The sequence below is a fragment of the Gemmatimonadales bacterium genome, assembly GCA_036500345.1.
Taxonomy (GTDB): Bacteria; Gemmatimonadota; Gemmatimonadetes; order Gemmatimonadales; family GWC2-71-9; genus Palsa-1233.
This window is the reverse complement of the sequence record DASYCE010000030.1, coordinates 23,003-43,028: the sequence shown is the minus strand read 5'-3', so window position 1 is coordinate 43,028 and position 20,026 is coordinate 23,003. Positions and strand designations below refer to the sequence as shown.

Annotated in this window: 13 protein-coding genes; 9 read left to right on the top strand and 4 right to left on the bottom strand. The window is 66.7% G+C overall.

Going from position 1 to position 20,026, the window contains the following annotated elements:
* Positions 1-90 precede the first annotated feature (90 nt).
* The 7 genes from VGM20_13245 (at position 91) to VGM20_13215 (ending at position 7,790) form a co-directional block, all read left to right on the top strand.
* A complete protein-coding gene (locus VGM20_13245) occupies positions 91-2,208 on the top strand; it encodes a prolyl oligopeptidase family serine peptidase (protein ID HEY4101833.1) in 2,118 nt (705 codons plus the stop codon).
* A 75-nt stretch (positions 2,209-2,283) separates the two neighbouring features.
* The gene (locus tag VGM20_13240) at positions 2,284-2,625 is read left to right on the top strand and encodes a PadR family transcriptional regulator (protein HEY4101832.1); all 342 of its coding nucleotides are present in this window, start codon (positions 2,284-2,286) and stop codon (positions 2,623-2,625) included.
* A gap of 9 nt (positions 2,626-2,634) precedes the next feature.
* Positions 2,635-5,262 (top strand): ABC transporter permease, encoded by a 2,628-nt coding sequence (locus VGM20_13235; GenBank protein HEY4101831.1) that lies wholly within the window; start codon positions 2,635-2,637, stop codon positions 5,260-5,262.
* Between the two features lie 129 nt (positions 5,263-5,391).
* Positions 5,392-5,751 carry a hypothetical protein gene (locus VGM20_13230; GenBank protein HEY4101830.1) on the top strand — a complete coding sequence of 120 codons (360 nt, stop codon included), beginning with the start codon at positions 5,392-5,394 and terminating at the stop codon, positions 5,749-5,751.
* Positions 5,751-6,416: a hypothetical protein gene (locus VGM20_13225; GenBank protein HEY4101829.1), complete on the top strand. Its 666-nt coding sequence runs from the start codon at positions 5,751-5,753 to the stop codon at positions 6,414-6,416. The genes VGM20_13230 and VGM20_13225 overlap by 1 nt, the downstream gene beginning before the upstream one ends.
* 5 nt (positions 6,417-6,421) lie before the next feature.
* Positions 6,422-7,159, top strand: coding sequence for a sensor histidine kinase (locus VGM20_13220; protein ID HEY4101828.1), 738 nt, complete (start codon positions 6,422-6,424; stop codon positions 7,157-7,159).
* Between the two features lies 1 nt (position 7,160).
* Positions 7,161-7,790, top strand: a complete 630-nt coding sequence (locus VGM20_13215; protein HEY4101827.1) for a response regulator transcription factor — start codon at positions 7,161-7,163, stop codon at positions 7,788-7,790.
* A 15-nt stretch (positions 7,791-7,805) separates the two neighbouring features.
* On the opposite strand, the gene VGM20_13210 is transcribed toward VGM20_13215, so the two are convergent.
* From VGM20_13210 to VGM20_13195, 4 genes are all read right to left on the bottom strand, one after another.
* Positions 7,806-9,197, bottom strand: a complete 1,392-nt coding sequence (locus VGM20_13210) for an alkaline phosphatase family protein (GenBank protein HEY4101826.1) — start codon at positions 9,195-9,197, stop codon at positions 7,806-7,808.
* Entirely contained in the window at positions 9,194-9,847 is a 654-nt protein-coding gene (locus VGM20_13205; GenBank protein ID HEY4101825.1) for a hypothetical protein, read from the bottom strand. The genes VGM20_13210 and VGM20_13205 overlap by 4 nt, the downstream gene beginning before the upstream one ends.
* Positions 9,848-10,181: 334 nt before the next feature.
* Entirely contained in the window at positions 10,182-10,493 is a 312-nt protein-coding gene (locus tag VGM20_13200) for a hypothetical protein (GenBank protein ID HEY4101824.1), read from the bottom strand.
* Positions 10,490-13,282 carry a BTAD domain-containing putative transcriptional regulator gene (locus VGM20_13195; GenBank protein HEY4101823.1) on the bottom strand — a complete coding sequence of 931 codons (2,793 nt, stop codon included), beginning with the start codon at positions 13,280-13,282 and terminating at the stop codon, positions 10,490-10,492. Before VGM20_13195 ends, VGM20_13200 begins: the two co-directional genes overlap by 4 nt.
* A 139-nt stretch (positions 13,283-13,421) precedes the next feature.
* Here VGM20_13195 and VGM20_13190 point away from each other — a divergent pair, with 139 nt between their 5' ends.
* Positions 13,422-16,670: a serine/threonine-protein kinase gene (locus tag VGM20_13190; protein HEY4101822.1), complete on the top strand. Its 3,249-nt coding sequence runs from the start codon at positions 13,422-13,424 to the stop codon at positions 16,668-16,670.
* Entirely contained in the window at positions 16,667-19,894 is a 3,228-nt protein-coding gene (locus VGM20_13185; protein ID HEY4101821.1) for a protein kinase, read from the top strand. Before VGM20_13190 ends, VGM20_13185 begins: the two co-directional genes overlap by 4 nt.
* Positions 19,895-20,026 lie beyond the last annotated feature (132 nt).

Here is a 20,026-nt window from a genome sequence, read left to right as displayed (position 1 = left end):
TGACGGCCTTGCGGCGATACAGAGAGCAGCACGGACACTGATCTCTGAATTCGGCGTAGATTATCGACACCGTCACTCAGGGGCTTTCTGGTGCGTTGTCGCTCGCTCACACTCGCTGTCGCCGTCGCGACGTTCTGCGCCACCCATCATGCCGCCGCACAGGCGACACCCGACACCTCGTCCGATCCGTTCCTCTGGCTCGAGGACCAGCACGGAGCCCGCTCGATGGCGTGGGTCAACGCCGAAAACGCCAAGACCACGGCGGTTCTCGAACGCGATCCGCATTTCGCCGGGTTCTATCGGGATGCGCTCAAGATCGCCGAGGCGACCGACCGGATTCCCTCCGCCAACTTCATCGGCGGCGCGCTCTACAACTTCTGGCAGGACAGCGCACATGTCCGCGGGCTCTGGCGGCGCACCACGCTCGAGAGTTACCGCACGCCGCATCCGCAATGGACCACCGTCCTGGATCTCGATTCCCTGGCGAGAGTGGAGCACGCCAACTGGGTCTGGGAGGGGGTCAACTGCGCGCTGCCGGTGCAGCGCCGCTGCATGATTTCGCTGTCGGACGGCGGTGAGGATGCGATCACCGCGCGCGAGTTCGACCTCGCGACGCGCGCCTTCGTTGCGAACGGATTCGTCCTGCCGCACGGCAAGCAGAATTTCGACTGGCTCGGCACCGACACGCTCCTCGTCTCGCGAGAGTGGGCGAAGGGCGACGTGACCTCGTCGGGATATCCCTTCATCGTGAAGGCAGTCGCTCGTGGGGAGCCGCTCGACAAGGCGGCCGAGATCTTCCGCGGAACGGCGAAGGATGGCGGCTACGGCGTGTCGCCGGGCGTTGCATGGGACGGGAGCGGCAATCGCGTCGAAGTGATCGGGCGCACGGTGAGCACCTTCGAGACCGAACTCTACATCGTGCGGAACGGCAAGCCATCGCGACTGGGGATTCCACTCAAGGCAGGGTTCGTCGCGCTGGTCGACAATCAGATGGTGATTCAATTGTCGCAGCCCTGGACCACCGGGAACGGGTCGATCGCCGCGGGATCACTGGTGTCGATTGATGCGGCAGCGGCCGCCAGCGATCCGGCGCGTCTCACGCCATCGGTGATCTTCCAGCCCGGGCCGCGCGAGTCGGTGAACGGCGTCACCGCGACGAAGCATCATTTGATCGCAGCGATCTACCAGAATGTTCGCGGACGCGTCTTTGCATTCACGCACGCAGCTGGGAAGTGGACCCGGCAGCGGCTCCCCTTCCCCGACAATCTCGCCACCGATATCGGCAGTGCCGACGTCCGGAGCGACAACGCGTTCGTCGGCGTCACCGGGTTCCTCACGCCGACAAGTGTCTGGGAAGTCAATGCAGCGCGCGGCACCGCATCGTCGCTCAAGACTTCGCCGGCGCGCTTCGACGCATCGCACGACACCGTCGATCAGTTCGAGGCGACCTCGAAGGACGGGACCAAGGTGCCGTACTTCGTGGTGCATCCGAAGGGGATGAAGCTCGACGGAACGAACCCGACGGTCCTCAACGCGTACGGCGGCTTCGAAATCTCGATGACACCATACTACTCGGCGGGGATCGGGAAGTTGTGGCTCGAACACGGCGGGGTCTTCGTGCTTGCGAATATCCGCGGCGGCGGCGAATTCGGCCCGGCGTGGCACGAAGCGGGGCTCACAACCCATCGTGAGGTGATCTACGACGATTTCGCGGCGGTGGGGCGCGATCTCATCGCCCGCCAGATCACCAGCACGCCGCACCTCGGCATCATGGGGGGATCGAATGGCGGATTGCTGATGGGAGTCGAGTTCACCGAGCACCCCGATCTCTGGGGCGCCGTCGACATCCAGATCCCGCTCCTCGACATGCTGCGATTCGAGCAGATCGACGCGGGGGAGTCGTGGGTCGGCGAATATGGCAGCGTGTCGAATCCGGTGCAGCGCGCCTTCCTGGCGTCGATCTCACCGTACCAGAATCTTCGCCGGGGCGTGAAGTATCCGACGCCGCTGATCTGGACCACGACCAAGGACGATCGCGTCGGGCCGCAGCACGCCCGCAAGTTCGCGGCGAAGATGGCCTCGTTCGGCGACCCGTACTTCTTCTACGAAGTGACCGAAGGCGGGCATGGATCTGGTGCGAACCTCAAGGAGGAGGCGCACACCAACGCGCTGGAGTACACCTATTTCGCCAGCCGATTGATGCGGTAGTACCACGCACGTCCACTGGCCGTGCCGCAGACAGGTAGCTTGACTTCCTATTGATAGGTAGTCATGCTATCTGTCATGCCTCCTCGCCCGACTTCCCGGAACGAACTCCTTGCCGGCACGATGGACCTCCTCATCCTCCAGACGCTGACGCTCGGGCGGATGCATGGGTACGCCATCGCCCGGCACATCGAACGCTGCTCGGAGGAGCTGCTCCGCGTCGAGCAGGGGTCGCTGTACCCGGCCCTCGAGCGCCTGCAACGAAAGGGATGGGTCAAGTCGGCGTGGGGAACCTCGCCGACCGGTCGCGACGCCCGGTACTACACCATCACCGCATCCGGGCGGAAACGCCTCGGTCAGAAGATCTCTGCGTTCGATGACCTCGCGCTGGCGATTTCGCGCGTCCTCGGGCGCGCCTGAACGTCCCCGATGTCCCTCCTCGACGCGCTCCGCCACCGCCTCCGTCCGCTCCTCCGGCGGCACGAGTTCGACCGTGAGATGGATCACGAGTTCCGTCATCATGTCGGCTTGCAGGAACAGGAACTCACCGGCACCGACGACGATCCTGGCGCGCGCGCACGCGCCCATTTCGGGAGCCCGGCCTATTACATGGAGGAGACTCGCAGGATGACCCCGCTCCGCTGGCTCGATCCGCTGGCGCAGGACCTGCGCTACGGCTGGCGCGATCTCCGCCGCTCGCCTGGCTTCACGCTCGTCGCCGTCCTGTCGCTCGCCATCGGGATCGGCGCCAACTCGGCGATTTTCGGACTGCTCTACTCACTGCTGCTGCAACCGCTTCCGGTGTCGCATCCGGAGCAATTGGTGGAGATCCAGCACGTCGGTCCCGACATCCCGAACGACCTCTTTTCGTACGACGAGTACCGATCGCTCCGGCAGAGCGCCGGATTCACCGGCATCGGCGCACGCGCCGGAACTGGCAGTGTTCCGGTCGTGGTGGGAGAGAACCGCGACTACCTCGACATCGATGCGGTCGACGGCACCTTCTTCTCGACGGTCGGCGTGTCACCGCTGCACGGACGCTTGATCACCCCCGACGACGAAAACCGTCGCGCCGCAGTGGTGGTGATCTCCGACAAGGTGTGGGCTGCGCTGTTCAATCGTGCCCCCGCCGCGATCGGCGGCACGATCACCATGCATGGCAATGCGTTCACCGTCATCGGCATCGTACCGGAGTCGTATCAGGGGCTGTCGAGTCCGGAAGTCTTCCAGGCGGCAGTGCCGATGAGCGCGCTCGCCCTGGTCGGTGGCGATCCGGTCGAGACGAGCGGCGCGAACTCGGAGTCGTTGCAGGTCATCGGCCGCATCGCCGGTCGCCGGCCCGCCCCCGGTCACGGACTCACACTGCTGAGCATCGCGCACGGCATTCCATCGTCGAAGTTCGACATCCCCGCCCTCTTCGGCCGCGTCCTCATCGAATTGATGGGCGGGGCCGCGATCGTGCTCCTCGCTGCCTGCGCCAATCTCGGTACCTTGCTTCTGGCACGCGGCATGGCGCGGGAACGGGATGTCGCCGTCCGCCTCTCGCTGGGAGCATCGCGCCGCCGCCTCGTCACGCAGATGCTGGTCGAGAGCGCGCTGCTCGCGATCATCGGCACACTCGCAGGCCTCGTGCTCGCCGACTGGGCGCTCAAACTGATTGCCCATCGTCTTCCGCAGGAGTTCTCGCCGATCGTTTCGCGCTTCGGACTGCACATCAACGGACAATTGCTCGGGTTTACCGCAGCGATCTCCGTTGCATCGGTATTGCTGTTCGGTGTGGTGCCGGCCTGGCGCGCAACGCGCACCGACCTCATCGCACCGCTCAAGGAGGGAAGTCAGCTTTCTCGCGCCCGTCGCGCCGGATGGCTCGATCGCAGCCTGGTCGTCGCACAGATCGTCATCGCGCTGGTCCTGCTCAACGGCGCCGGACTCTTCGTCGCGACGCTTCGCAACCTGCGCAACGTGAGCGGAGGATTCGCCACGACACGCAGCGTGAGCGCCAACCTCGACGCCCGCGGCACTCCGTACGAGAGCTCGGGACTGATCGCCCAGGCCGATCGACTCCTGGCGCGCGCAGCGCTGGTTCCCGGCGTGCGATCGGAGGCGATCTCGGCGCTGGTCCCCGTGTACGGCGGCCGCCGGATCGGCGGCGCGATCGACGTCGAAGGGTATGCCCCGACGCCCGGTGAAAGCATGGCGGGGTGGATCAACCCGGTGACTCCCGGATTCTTCAGCACCCTGGGCATTCCGCTTCGCGCCGGACGCGATTTCTCGGCGAACGATCAGGGCGCGGGCCAGCAGGTAGCAGTCGTCAACGAGGCATTTGTCCATCGTTACCTCCGCGCACGCAATCCGATCGGCGCGATCGTCCGATCGGTGGGCGGGACCGACACCATTCTCAGGGAGATCGTCGGCGTGGTCGGTGATGCGCGCTATCTCAACCTGCGCCAACCAGCAGAGGCGATGATCTATGTGCCGCTCGCCCAGTTCGGCCAGATCCCGCAGCTGGGGCAGATTCCGAAGCTCGACATCACGGTGCGGACGGCCTCCGACGACCGCGGCGTACCGGCGGAACTCCGCAGCGCCGTGCTGGCCGAGACTCCCGATCTTCGCGTCGATCAGCCCGAGACGATGGAAGCAACGATGAACGACGCGCTCGGCCGCGAGACGTCGACCGCGGTACTGGCGGCGCTCTTCGGGGCCGTGGCGCTGATACTCGCCGCAATCGGCCTGTACGGCGTCGTGTCATACCGCGTGGCACGGCGCGTCCGGGAGATCGGCGTACGGATGGCGCTCGGCGCAGCGGGAGGGGAGGTCGTCTGGATGGTACTGCGGGAGGCGGTGATGCTGGTGCTGGCCGGCGTCATCGTCGGCGCACCGCTCGCCGTTGGCGGCAGTCGAGCGATTGGCGCGGAACTCTACGGACTTGCCGGCGAGAGCGCGTTCTTCATCGTCGGCGCCAGCGTGCTTCTCCTCTGCGTAGCTGTCGCTGCGAGCGCCGTCCCGGCGCGCCGAGCGGCGGCGGTCGATCCACTAGTCGCGCTGAGGGGAGAGTAGCGCTCAAGCCGCATGCGGGCGGAACGGAGCAGGACACCGGTGCCCGCGATCCTAGGTGTTCACCTAGTTGCCTTGGGACTTGGCGTCTGATACCATCTGATCACTTGGTATCATACCCGGGAGCCCCCTGTGCAGAGCGACCCGCATTTCATTCCTCCGGCAGATGCAGCTGTGCTTACGGCCCGCTGGCGGCAGAATGCGCCGCCGGGAAGTTTCAACGGCGCGATGTTCCACCGCGTTGCCTTCGACAATCTGCTCGGCCAAGCTGGGTGCGAAGGGATCCGCATCTATATGGGGATGGAACCCGCGGCAATGAACGGGAATCCGAGCCTGTGGACACTTGTACTCGTCGGTACCGACGCCATGGGCAATGACATGGTCGCGTCTGCGCCCGGAGGAGCGACTCAGGCGGGCGGCGGCACCGAACAGTTTCCGTTTCCCTGCCCGCCCACCTGCGGGGCGCCGAGCATCTTGAACAGCCCCCCCTGATGACCACCCGGGAGTTCCTGTGGCTGGTTGCAGATGGAAGTTCGGCCGTCGAATTCATCGGCTTTCTGATCGGAAGCATCCGATGGAGGCGGCTGGGACCGGGGCAGCGAGCAGCGACGCTGTGGTTCGGCGCCGCAACGGTCAGCGACGCTGTCGTCCTCTTCCTCTCGTACCATGGACAGAACACGCAACCTTCGGGACGCGTCTGGTATGCCGCGAGTGTCGTCCTCGCGCTCGAAGCACTGGCACGCTTTCAGAGCGAACAGCGCCGCGTCGTGGCGTTCAGGGTGGCGAGCGTTGCGTACGTGCTGACATCGATCGTCCTGCTGGTCACCGGGGAGCCGCTCAACGCAATGACGACATACGCGGCTCCGCTCCACGCTCTCGTGATCCTGATCGCGGCGGTCGTGACGGTGTTCCGTCGTACGCTGCTCGGCCGCGGCGACCTCTTCTCCGATCCCGGCTTCCTGGTCGCTGCCGGATTGATCGGGTATGCCGTCGCGGCGGTGTTCGAAACGCTCGTCGCTCAACTGTGGACGGCGACGCTCCCCAACTACGTCGAGGCCTTCTTTGCCGCGTGCAACATCCTGACGGCACTGGCTGAGATCGTGATCATCCGTGCACTGATCGGGCGGCCTCCGTCAGCGGCCGCGGTCGAGCGGTGACCACGGTGCACGGATCCCAACTCATCGTCACCGCGATCGTGGTGACCTTTCTCCTGGTCGCGCTGATCCTGGTCTGGGCGCTGGTGGGATCGGCGGTGATTCAGCGCCGGCGTTACCTCCGGACCCGGACGCATCTCGGCGGCCGGCTCCTCACCGCGCAGGACGAAGAGCGCGCGGCAATTGCCCGCGAGCTGCATGATGATACGGTCCAGCGGTTGATCACCATTGCATCCCGACTGCGAACGACGGCGTTGCCCGAGGCGGGCAGCGTCGCGACGGAGCTCGACGGGGTCACCGACAATCTCCGCGCCTTCGCTCGCGGGATTCATCCGACGCTCATCGATCACGTCTCCCTCGAGTCGGCGCTAAGGGACCTGACGGCGACGTTCGCCGAGCGCGAAGGGATCGACGTCGAGTTCGAATGCAGCACCAGTGGAGACGACCTCCCGCCACCGTTCCGCCTGGCCTTCTACCGCGTGGCGCAGGAGGCGCTCGGGAATGTTGCGCGCCACGCCGCGGTCCGTGAGGCGCGCGTCGAGTTCTGCGACATCGCGACGATGACACGGCTGATCGTGCAGGACGCCGGTCCCGGGTTCGATCCGCGCACGGCGTCAAGTGGTTACGGCATCGGGATCACATCGATGCAGGAACGACTGTCTCTCCTCGGCGGCGCGCTGACGATCGACAGTTCGCCGGGCCACGGGACGCGGGTCATCGCTGACCTTCCCAGGAAGGTGCCGTAGCGTGGCGTCGGTCGCGACGGTGTTGATCGCCGACGACCAGCCGATTGTCGCCGAAGCGCTCTCGGCGTCGATCGGGCGATGGTTTCGTGTCGTCGGAACGGTCACCGCGCTCGATCATCTCAGCGCGAAGATCGCACTGACATCACCGGATGTGGTGCTCCTCGATCTCGCGTTTGGAAAGACCAGCGCGATGAAGATCCTGCCGCAGCTTGTCGACCGGCACCCGAAGTGCCGATTCGTCGTCCTGACCGGCCACATCGAGCCAGTCATCGCCGACGAAGCGCTTCGCGCGGGCGCCATCGGCTACGTCGTCAAGCATTCTGCGGCGACCGAGCTCCGCGTCGCGATCGAGGAAGCGCTCTGCGGGCGGGTCTACCTCACGCCGCTGCTTCAGATGCGCGGCGCCGGCGGCGCAACATCGCTCTCGGGGACGGTCACGTTGTCCGACCGTCAGCGCAGCATCCTTGCGCTCTTGCGTGCGGGCCACACGTATCCCGCCATCGCCAGGCGCCTCGCCATTTCGACCAAGACGGTCGAATACCACGTCGCAGCAATGACCCGGCGCGTCGGTGTTCGTGGCAAGACGCAGCTGATCAGGTGGTCGGAGCAGTTCTTCGCTGACGAGAAGTAGCCGCCCCGCCGCGCCTCACGGCGGCAACTTCGTCCGCCACTCCGCCAGCTCGGGGAATCGCGCCGCCGCTTCCGGCACTTTCTGAAGGAACTGGATGCTCGCGTCGCGAAAGGCGAGTTCGTTGGCAGTCGGCCCGCGAGCCGGCGGCGGCGGACTCGGTGCCACCGCTTGCTTGTACGGTCCTGCCGCCCCGGTCGTCGGCGCAGGCGACGCTGGCGCAAGCGGAATGTCCGCCCTCGGCACATCACTGAGCGCCTCGGAAAGACTCCGGATTCCCTGCACGCGGCGATTGTCGACTTCCGGCGAATACGGCGCACCTGGCGTGAATTTCTCGGCGAGCAGCTGCAGGATCGACGTGTGATCGAACGGCGACTGACAGACGCCGGCCCTTGCCGCGAACGGTGATACGATCAACCCTGGAACCCGCGGACCGGTGCTCTCGAATCCGGCGGTGAACCGGGCGCCGGGTGGCGGCGTGAATCGAATCGGCAGCGGCGGGACGTGGTCGAAGAATCCGCCGTGCTCATCATATGTCACGATGAGCAGCGTCTTCGCCCAGCGCTTCGGGTTCGCGGTGAGCGCCTCATAGACATCGTGCAGAAAGCGCTCGCCCTGCGTGACGGGCCGGGGAGCGTGCTCGTCGTTCGGCTCAATTCCGAGGAACGGTGCGTCCGAATAGCACGGCTCGATGAAGACAACCTGCGGATCACCAGCAGCCCGCGGTCCGGCAAAGTCACCCGCCAGCTTGCTCACGTCGTGGAAGTTCGGACCGATCACATCGAGGAATCGGCCGATCGCCAGGAAGAACGACACCACGCTGGTGTTGTAGACTCGCCAGCGAACGCGATGCAGATCGAGCCAATCGAGCACGAACGTCCCCGCGCCAATCGGCACAATCGTCGACTCCGTCTTGTCCACCATCGTCGTGCCGGTGAGCGACATGATCCGGTTCGGCTGGGTGCTGGTCGGGATCGGCGCGAACCAGCGGTCGCAGACCACGTACTCCCGAGCCAGGAAGTCGGAGATCGTCACCTGGTCGGCGGCCAGAAACCCCATCGTCTCCGGGGTCAACGTCCGGTTGACGGGAGTCGATTTGTAGTACGCCGACACGAACCCGCTCATGTCGTACTTGCCGGTGACCGACGAAAACGCGAGCTGCTCGCTGACCGCGGCCCGCTCGTGTGGCAGGTCGGCTGGGAGGTCGCCATCCCGCATCAGGAACGGGTAGTAGGATTCCGTGGCAAAGAGGTTTCTGTAGGCCTGCTGGTTGAGCGGGAGCCTGATCCCGTCGACGTCGGGCCGGTTGCCATTCGGCGGATAGCTGAGATGGCCGAGAAGGTGATCAAACGAACGGTTCTCGAGCATCACGATGACGATGGTGTCGATGTCGGTCAGCGCCGGGCTCATGCGCCACCTCCCCCGCACGACAACGTCACGTCGATCGACAGCGCCGAGGGCGGAGCGTGTTGCGGATTGCCCAGGACCTCGCCGGCTTGCAGCGCCGCCTTCAGCTCCCAGATTCCACCACGTGTGGTGCCGTTGAAGGTCTGGGCGGGCGCGGCCCCGGTATCGACGGTGAAGCTCCTCCCGGCGTGGGAGATGCGAAGCGCGCGGCCGGACGTGTTCACCACGCCGGCAATCGCCGCCTGCGGGTCCCATTGCCCAGTCTCGGTGCTGTCGCGAGCAATCACGCTGTCGGCGCCGAGGGGTCGGGTTGGCATGACGAGCTCTTCGGGAGAGTCAGGGTACAGCATCCGGACTTCCTGGCGCGCGAAGGTCGGACTCCTCATCCAGCGGGTGACGGTGAGGGTGTACACCGTGGTTTGCGTCGCGGTGAATGGCATCGAGTCGTGCGACGCCACCGCTCTGGGTGTGAACGCCGCAGTATCGGCGGTGAGCATCCCGTGTCCCGTGATCCGCCAACGGAACTCGCCGCGGGTCTCCGGGCAGATCCGAAGCGGACGCGCCTGGAAGTCGGCGATTGACGGTCTGCATCCGGCGAGCACCACGGCCACGCCAACGACGCATCGCAGGCCGGATTGACGGTGCCAGTCCACTCCGCCACGGTCACGCACAGTCCTGATTTGCTCACCGGTGATGAGCTTTTCCGCCCCGGGGGCAGGGGCGCAGGTGGCAGGCGTGGCCGTGACGGGTATGGACGTCCCGGCATCGATCGGGTCAACGATCAACCAAGCTTCCTCTGGGTCTGTCTCGGAGGCATTCCTGAGCGGATCAACGTATCGCCGATACGCTGATTCCACACCGCGGTAAACACCTAGGCACCCCTAGGTGATGGCGCGTGGTGTAAACGCTTGCCGTTCTCGGGGGTGCTCCCTCGTGGGATCGATCATCCAGGAGGAATCCGGCGCAGTTATTCGTGGCGAAGGCGCGTCATCGAGATGGTCGCTCCGCTCGAATCGCAGGAAGTTTCGATCGCGTGACGAGGAACACGGCGAGGGTCCACGAAGGCGCCAAGTCGCCGAACGGAAGCGCCTCGACGACGAACGCCGGCAGAAATGCGAGATGCCAGCCCAGCAGCCAGATCATGATCGCTCCGACGACGACGTCGAGGGCGTCATTGACCGGCGACGCGACACCTTCGGCGAAGAGCGGGAGAAAGACGAGTTGCGCCAGGTCCGCAACGGCGGCGATGATGCGCGCGGCGATGACCGAAGGCAGGAGCGTTCCAGATCGTTCGTTCACTGCCTGGGCGCTGCCGACCGTTGGCGCGCTTCGGTCACCAGCGGCTGCAACACCGCGTCGGCATCGTGCCAGAGCGTCGCAAACAGCCGGTATTCGGCGCTCGCGGCATTGGTATCGCCGCCGGCGTCAAGCGCCCGCGCGAGATACCAGTGCAGTTCGGGCCTGTTCCCATCGGAGATCGCCGTGATCCAGCGGAGCCTCGTAATCCCGTCGGCGCGGGTGGGACCGAACGCCGCCATCGCGATCGCCAGCTCGTTGCTCATCGCCTGCCCCTCCTGATGCGCTTCGCTGACAAATCCTGCCGCCTGGATCGACGAGTCCATCACCCGGATTCCGGTTGCAGTGTCACCGGCGACAATCCGGATCCATCCTGTCATCGCCCGGGTAAGCGGCGGAGAATAGATACCGCCGAACGGCCCCCAGGTTGACGAGTCTCCACGGAGAATCATCGCCGCCGCATCGAGCGCGCGGTGTGCGGCGACGGTATCGCGGCGGACCAGTGCGAGTTCCGCCAGCGCGATGCGTGAACGCCAGGACTGCTCGGAGTCACGCGTGAATCGCCGGGTCAGCGCGGCAGCAATATCGGCGGCGCGTGCATCAACGCCAGCCAAGGTCACCAGTCGACGGGTCAGGTTGAACGGCTCGTCGCCGTTCACCTCACCCGCCAGGCCGGCCAGCGTGCCGCGAAGTTCATCCAGGTCAAGCGTGAACCCCAGCGCGGTGAGCGTCGTGACACCGGTGTCACCGCACGCGGCATCGGCGGCGCAGCGACCGAGAAGCGCCGCACCACCGTAGTACGCCAATGGATGAGCACCACGGGCCGCCACGTCATGGCGGTGCGCCAGAAGCGAATCGCGCACCGTCGCCAGTGGCGACCAGAGCGCCAGCGACTCGGCGCGCTGACGTGTCGTCAGTGGATCGCCGCCGCGCGCGGACTGCAACACGACCAATGAGTCGTACCATGAACCACGGTGCAGCGCCTGTGCGATCTCGATCGAATGAACCAGCGGCCGGAGCGACACCGGATCGGTCGCCACGGCCCGGTGCCACTGCATCACGAGCGCGTCGGGCGACGGCGGTGCGATGATCCCGACGTGCCACCACACATCTGCCAGGGCGAGCTGTGCATCCGCGTCGTCAGGATATCGCGCTGCAAGGTCCGCGGCAGCCGCGACCGCGCGCACGTCATAGTGCGCGAACAGCACCCGGTACCGGAGCAGCATCGCTTCACGCGGCGGTAACCGGTCGATGAGGCGGACCGCGTGTTGCAGGTGTTCCGCGATCGTGGTGCCGGTGACTTTGCTTCGCCAGCCGTCGACTTCGCCGAGGCGGAAGTACGCCAGCGCGAACGTCGAATCGAGGTCCGCCGCGTCCTGATAGTGCGTCGCAGCGGAATCCCAGTGTGAAATCCGGAACTGCCGTTCTCCGGCGAGGAAGGCGCGGAGCGCAGGCATCGACGTGGTGCTGATGGCGGCAACTCGCGGTGCCGGCACTTGCCATCGCCGTCCCCAGAGGAGTCGCATGACCTGCACGCTTGCCCCGTCGACCAGCGCACTGAGGAGGTCGGCGCGGCGCGGCTCGGTCGCCGACACAGTGCCAAGGAGCTGACCGGTCGAGTCGGTCAGCGACAGCGTCACCGTCATCGTGGCCGAGTCGGCGATCAACCGGCCGGTAATCGCCACCGATGCATGGAGCGCGCGGGCGACCTGCGCGGGCGGTACCCCGACATCGCGCAACAGGGTGCTTCGCGCCGCGCTCGCGATGCGCACACCGTCGACTTGATCGAGGTTGAGCGCAAGCAGATCGTCGAATCCGGCGGCGAGTTCATCGTTGGTGCCTCCCGCCCCCCCGGCAACCGGGATGATCGCCGCAACGAGATCGGGATCACCGGCCCGGTGCACCGGTCGCGAACGAACCCACACGGCGCCGCCACCTGCGAGGATCAATAGCGCCGCCGCTGCGACCAGTCGCGGGCGAGTCAACCTCCGAACTCCGACGGCAGCAGGTGCTGGCTGTCCGGATGGCATCGGCGCGACGCGAGGCATCGCCTCGGGGCGGCCCGGACGGACCAGCGACATCCGCAGCGCCTGCGCCCGAGCCAGTATCCGGGGATCGGGCTCGATGCCGACCTCCGCGCGCATGTGGGCGGAATGGGTTTCCTCTGCGGCAAGCGCCCCGCTCACGTCGCCCACGGCCACCAGCGCGTCGAAGAGCCGCAACACCGCCTCGGGGCTGGTCGGCTCGGCGTGCGCGAGCGCGCGCCACCAGCCAACGGCACGGTGCACGTCGCCGGTCTTCTCGGTGCGTTCGGCGAGGACCGTGAGCGCATCGACGTAGCGGCGCGCCAGCCGGATCCGCTGCGACTCGACCCAGCGCTCGAACTCGACGGAATCGTCGAGGAAGAATCCCTCGAGAAACGCGCCGCGGTACACGCGGAGCGCATCCTCCAGCCGCTCTTCATCGATGGCCCGCTCGAACTCATGCAGGTCGATATCGATCACCCCGGCGTCGAGGCGGAGGTCGTCGCCGGCGGTGATGATCAATTCGGAGCCGAATGCCTGGCGGAGGACGGCGAGCGAGACGTTGAGAAGATTCCGGGCGGCGGCGGTGCCGCGATCGGGCCAGAGGAGTCCGATGACGCGGTCGCGCGAGATCGTGCCGGGGAACGCGACCGCCAGCTGGGCGAGCAGGGCGACGCGGTGGCGCTGGGCCGGAGCTCCCGCCATGGGAAGTCCCGCCCCGTCAAACAATGTCGGACCGCCAAGGAGCCGAACGGTGGGACGGGACATCTGGCGCGAATATACCGCCAAACCGTTGCCGCGGGGGGAGTTAAGGCCGCGTTAAGAGCAACGTCCGACGTCGAATTGATATTCCCCGCGCAACCTCGACGGCCAGCCATTTCAGCGCCCACTCCGCGAACGGGGCATCATGGAATCGGATCTCCGCACCCAACTCGAAGACGCGCTCCTCGCCACCCATGTCATCGAGCGAGAACTCAGCGGCGGCGGAATGTCCCGGGTCTTCGTCGCCGAAGAGATCCGGCTCGGTCGCCGGGTGGTGGTGAAGGTGCTGGCCCCCGACCTCGCGCAGGGGATCTCGATCGAACGCTTCCAGCGAGAGATCCGACTCGCGGCGTCGCTGCAGCATGCGCACATCGTCCCGGTCCTGGCGACCGGCGAAGTGGCGGGGCTCCCGTGGTTCACGATGCCGTTCATCGACGGAGAATCACTGCGCGCACGGACCGCTCGCGGAGCGCTGCCGATCGGCGAATGCATCTCGATCCTGCGCGACGTGGCGCGCGCCCTCGCCTATGCCCACAGCCGCGACGTGGTGCACCGCGACATCAAGCCCGACAACGTGATGTTTTCGGCCGGCTCCGCGGTGGTCACCGATTTCGGAATCGCCAAGGCGATCGGCGCCGCCCGTGGCGGTGCCGATCGTCCCGAGCACCCGGTCGGTGCGGGGGACCGCCCAACCGCCGCACTCACCTCCCTCGGCACCTCGATCGGCACCCCGGCCTACATGGCACCGGAGCAGGCGGCTGGTGATCCGAATGTCGATGCTCGCGCGGACATCTACGCCTTCGGCTGCACCGCGTATGAATTGCTCAGCGGCAACTCGCCGTTCAGCGGACGCTCACCGCAGGCGATGCTCGCGGCGCACATGGCCGAAGCGCCGCGCCCGATCCGGCAATTGCGGCCCGACACGCCGCCAATGCTCGCAGACCTCGTGATGCGCTCACTCGCGAAGGATCCGGGTGCGCGACCGGTGTCGGCGGCGGAAATCGCTCGCACCCTCGACACCATCACCAGCGGCAGCAACAGCGTGATGCCGGCGCTCCTCCTCGGGGGGGCCGCGATCTTTCGCCGGGCGATGGCCTGGTACGTCGTCGCATGCGTCGCGGTGATCGGTGCGGCGAAGGCGCTCACGATCACCATCGGACTCCCCGACTGGGTGGTGCCGGGCGCGGCGATCGTGATGCTGCTCGGATTGCCGGTCATCCTCTTCACCGGCTACGTCCAGCGCGTCAACCAGCGGTTGTTCACCGCGACACCCACATTGACGCCGGGCGGTACACCGCAGGTCGCCGCTCCCGAGGGGACCCTCGCGACGATTGCGCTCCACGCGACCCCGCACGTCAGCTGGCGGCGCACCGCGCGCGGAGGAATCGTCGCCGTCGTGGCGTTCGCATTGACCGTGGCCGGATTCATGACCATGCGCGCCACAGGGATCGGACCGTTCGGTTCACTCCTCGCCGCAGGATCGCTGCACGGCCGCCAGGAGGTGCTCGTCACTGATTTCGCCGTGACCAACGCCGACACCTCGCTCGGTCGGGTACTCGGCGACGCGACCCGGGCGACGCTGGCGTCTTCATCTGCGATCACGCTCACGTCGCCGGTCGCGATCGCGGCCGCGCTCCAACGGATGCAGCAGCCACCCAACGCGCCGGTGACCTTCGAGGTCGCGCGCGTGCTGGCGATCCGCAACCGGATCAACGTGCTGGTGACCGGCGAATTGACCGGCCTCGGCGCCTCGGGCTTCATCGTGACCCTCCGAATGGTCACCGCTGATTCGGCGAAGGAACTGGCGTCGTTCCGCGAAACGGCGCGCGACCCGCAGGGGCTGATCGTCGCCATCGACAAGTTGTCGCGTTCGTTGCGCGGGAAGGTCGGTGAATCGCTCAGGAGTGTCCGCGCGACGGAGTCGCTCAACGACGCAACGACGTCGTCGCTCGACGCACTGCGCAAGTACACGGCCGGCGAACGCCTGTATGAGCTCGAGCGGAAGTATCCCGAGGCGATCGCGGTGCTGCGCCAGGCGGTGGCGATCGATTCGACCTTCGCCATGGCGTGGCGTGAGATGGCCGTCGTCGCGAGCCGCATCGCGGCCCTCACTCCCCTCCGGGATTCAGCCATCACGCAGGCGTACCGCTTTCGCGAACGTCTGCACGGCTCCGAGCGCGACATGGTCGAGGGGAGCTATTGGAGCTACGCCGGCCACGATCGCGCCAAGGCCGCCGACGCGTTCGAGTCGATGTTGCGGCGTGGCGACACCGCTGGACCGGGAAACAATCTCGGGATGCTCCTGGGTACCCGACGCGACTTCGCTGGTGCGGTGGCATTGCTGTACGCTCAGGAACGCGCCTGCCCCGGCTGCTTCCGGCCGTTGTATATCAACCTGGTCGACGAGCTGATGCGGGCGCACCGTCTCGCGGAAGCGGACTCGGTCATCGCCGTCGGACTCACCCGGTTTCCGAAGGAACGCTCACTCGCCCGGCGCCATATCGAAATTCTCTACCTGCGCGGCGATACCCCCGCGTATCGAACGGCGGTCGACAGCGTGCTCGCACACGGCGATTCCGATCGGACGTGGGCTCGGACCCTGCACCAGAACCTGGCGCTCCGCGACGGCCACATCGCCGAGTGGCGCAAGTCGTACTACGGCGCGCGGACACCCGACGCGGTTGCGACGCCATCGATCCGGCTCAACTGGGCGACCAGTGCCGCGGACGCCAGTGTCCGTAGCGAGTTTGAGGGACGGGCGCATGACGTCGAGCAGCAACTCGACAGCGCCCTCGCGCAGTATGACATCCGGAGCCGGACGGAAGGGCGCCGTCCGTACGGCGACATCGTACACACCTATGCCGCGGCCGGACGACCCGACAAGGCGCGGACGTGGCTGGCGCGATATGACGCGGACCGCGAGGATACCGCGCAGCGACGAGAGCAGCTGCCGGCGCGCTCCTGGGACATGGGGGATATCCTGCGCGCCGAGCATCGCTATCCCGAAGCGATCGCCGCCTACCGGGCCGGGGATCGGCAACCAGACGGCCCGGCCGACGCATGCGACATCTGTCTGTCGGTCGAGCTCGCGACGCTGTTCGACTCCCTCGGTCAGACCGACTCCGCGATGGCGCACTATCGGCGCGTCGTAGAGGGGTATTCCTACGAGCGGCTCAGCTGGGATCCGTATGTCCTCGCGCCATTCACCGAACGACTCGCCGAGCTGTCGGCGCGGCAGGGGAATCGCCTCGACGCAGCGAAGTACTACAAGCAGTTCATCGCACTCTGGTCGAACGCCGATCCAGTACTCCAGCCACGCGTCGCCGAGGCGCGACGACAATTGGCGGCGCTGGGTGATGTTGCCGCGACATCGACGCTGCCGGGGCGGCCGTGAGCCGGGCCGCGGCGGAGGGAGCCGCTGAAGACCTGGAGCGGCGACTGCGCGAGACCGTAGCGGGGAGCTACTCGATCGAGCGGGAGATCGGCGGCGGCGGGATGTCGCGCGTCTTCGTCGCCGACGAGCGGCGCCTCGGCCGCAAGGTCGTGATCAAGGTCCTGTCGCCCGAACTGGCGCAGGGGATTTCGATCGAGCGATTCGAGCGCGAGATCAGGATGGCGGCGTCGCTGCAGCATCCGCACATCGTTGGCGTCCTCGCCACCGGCGACGTCGACGGATTGCCGTGGTTCTCGATGCCGTTCATCGAAGGCGAATCGCTGCGGGCGCGAGTCGCCCGAGGCCCGCTGCCGATCGGCGAATGCATCTCGATCCTCCGCGACGTCGCACGGGCACTGGCATATGCCCACGGCCGCAACGTGGTGCATCGCGACATCAAGCCCGACAATGTGATGTTCTCGGCGGGGTCCGCGGTCGTCACCGACTTCGGCATCGCCAAGGCGATCGGAGCCGCCCGTGGCAGTTCCGATCGTCCCGAGCACCCGGAGGGTGCGAGGGACCGCCCAACTGCCGCACTCACTTCCCTCGGCACCTCGATCGGCACCCCGGCCTACATGGCACCGGAGCAGGCGGCTGGCGATCCCGGCGTCGACGCCCGCGCCGACGTCTACGCCTTCGGCTGTACCGCGTATGAGCTCCTCACCGGCGATTCGCCGTTCGGCGGTCGCACGGCGCAGCGGATGATCGCGGCGCACATGACCGAGACGCCGCGGCTCGTCGCCGAATTGAGGCCAGACACGCCCGCGCCGCTCGCCGATCTGGTGATGCGATCGCTCGCCAAGGACGCGACCGACCGGCCGCAGTCTGGCGCCGACATCGTGCGCCTCCTCGATGCTGTCGCCAGCGGCAGCGCCGCGTCGGCACCCGGAATTCTGCGTGGCGGCGCCGGAGCGTTCCGTCGCGCGCTGTTCTTCTATGGGATGGCGGTGATTGCCGTCGCTGTCCTTGCGAAGGCAGCAATCGTCGGCGTCGGTTTGCCGGATTGGGTGTTTGGTGGCGCGCTGGTCATGATGGCACTGGGACTTCCGGTGATCCTCTTCACCGGCTACGCGCAGCAGGTGAATCGGCGGCTGATCAGCGCCACGCCGACGATGACGCCGGGCGGGACGACGCTGGTACCGCAGGCGCACGGCACCATGGCGACGATCGCGGTCAAGGCGACGCCCTATCTCAGCTGGAGCCGCACCGCGCGTGGCGGCATGGTCGCCGTCACGGCATTCGCGCTGCTGGTGGCGGGCTTCATGGCGATGCGCGCGGCGGGGATCGGTCCCGCGGCGACGCTGCTGTCGGGCGGCACGCTCGCGTCGAACGACCGGATCGTGCTGGGCGATTTCGTCAATCGCACCGGTGACAGCACGCTCTCCGTGTCGCTGGTCGAGGCGTTCCGGATCGACCTCGAGGAATCACGCAGCGTGCATCTCGTCGAACCGGTCGAGGTGGCGACGCAGCTGAGCCGGATGGGGCTGCCGTCGTCGATGCGGCTGACCGACTCGGTTACGCGCGATGTAGCGCAGCGCGCCGACGCCAAGGCCTACATCACCGGCGAGGTAACTCCGCTTGGCCGCGGATACGTGATTGCGGCGCGGCTCGTCGACGCGAACACTGGTACGACGCTGCTGGCGGCGCGGGCGGTTGCGCCACTGCCGGATGCGCTGATCAACACGCTCGACAGGATGTCCCACACGCTGCGCAGCGACATCGGCGAATCGTTGCGCCAGGTGCACCGCGGCGATCCGCTCGAGCAGGTGGTGACGCCGTCGATGGAAGCACTGCGCCTCTATAGCGCTGCGCTCAGGGCCAATTATGCCGGCGACGACGATCGCGCCATTCCGCTCCTGCGCGAAGCGGTGCGCGCGGATACCGGGTTCGCGATGGCGTGGCGCAAGCTCGGTGTCCTGGCGATCGATGACGGCAACCCCGCGGAAGGCGATTCCGCACTGGCGGCGGCAATGCGACATCTCGACCGCCTGACGCCGTACGAACGCTATCTCACCGAAGGAAGCGCCGACTATTACCTCACCGCGAATGGCGTCGAGAAATCGCTGGCCGACTATCGCCTGGCGCTCGAGGTCAAGCCAGATGATCCGCTGGTACTCGGCAACCTCGGCGAGACGCTCAACAACCTCGGCCGCTTCCCGGAGGCCGAGTCGATATTTCGCCGCAGCATCGCTGCGGGCGCACCGTGGGGGACTGCGTGGGGCGGCCTGATCTGGGCGTTGACGCATCAGGCGAAGTGGGCCGCCGCAGATTCGGTCCCCGCGCTGTTACTGGCCCGCTTCGGCGACTCAATGCGTGCGCTCGGATACCAGATCGACATCGCGAGATATCATCGCGACGTCCCGCGCGTCGACTCGCTGCTGACGCAGTATGCGACGCTCAAGCTGACGGGTGGACGCCTGCGTGGGCTCGAGACGTGGCGCCGCTACCAGGCCGACTATCACGGCCATTTCCGTGACGCGGAACGCGCCGCCGTGGTGCACTCGGGATTGATCGGCACGATCGGCGGCCGACAGAACGCGCTGCACGACCTCCTGATTCCGGCGATGCACGACGCACTGCTGCGCGATAATCCTGCCGTTGCCCGTGGTGAAATTCACGCCGCGCTCCAGCGGATTCCGATGGATTCGATTCGCCCCAATGACCGGCCGTACTTCTCGTTCGCGGAGGCGGCAGCGTATGCGGGCGACGCCGCTGCCGTGAAGCAGTTCCGCGCAGCGCAGACGGCGATCAGGGCGTCCACGGCACGAAGCCAGAGCTGGAATGCCCTGCAGGCGATCGCGGCGGGCCAATGGGGAGCGGCCGTCACGGCAGCCAGCTCGTTCTGCGACACCTCGTGCACAAGCGGGCTCTGGTACGGCTATCTCCTCGACCGCGCCGGGAAGACCGACTCGGCGCGCCGCGTCTATCAGCGCTTCATCGATCGACCCACGTTCGGGTTCACCTTCAATGAGCTGACGTTCTATCCGATCGCACTGCTGCGATTGGGCGAGCTGTACCGGGCGAGCAACGATCCGGTTCGGGCGCGCCTCTATCTCGACCGGTTCATCGACCTGTGGAAGTCGGCTGATCCCGAATTGCAGCCGATGGTGCGTCGCGCCAGGGAAGCGCTCGCGGCGCTGGGCGATGCCCCGGCGACGAGCGCGCTGCCACGTCAGCCGCACTGATCCCGTACGACAACTGGCATGCAGATCCATTCAACGAGGAAGCAACGATGAACCACACTGTGAGAAGGCGTGCCACAATCGTTTTCATTGCCGCGACAGCGCTTGGCTCCTGCCGCCAACCGGTCGCAGGCC

Coding starts and splice junctions, on each gene's coding strand:
- VGM20_13225 (HEY4101829.1), top strand. CDS start 5,751: ATGACCACCCGGGAGTTCCTGTGGCTGGTTGCAGATGGAAGTTCGGCC.
- VGM20_13190 (HEY4101822.1), top strand. CDS start 13,422: ATGGAATCGGATCTCCGCACCCAACTCGAAGACGCGCTCCTCGCCACC.
- VGM20_13240 (HEY4101832.1), top strand. CDS start 2,284: ATGCCTCCTCGCCCGACTTCCCGGAACGAACTCCTTGCCGGCACGATG.
- VGM20_13235 (HEY4101831.1), top strand. CDS start 2,635: ATGTCCCTCCTCGACGCGCTCCGCCACCGCCTCCGTCCGCTCCTCCGG.
- VGM20_13195 (HEY4101823.1), bottom strand. CDS start 13,282: ATGTCCCGTCCCACCGTTCGGCTCCTTGGCGGTCCGACATTGTTTGAC.
- VGM20_13210 (HEY4101826.1), bottom strand. CDS start 9,197: ATGAGCCCGGCGCTGACCGACATCGACACCATCGTCATCGTGATGCTC.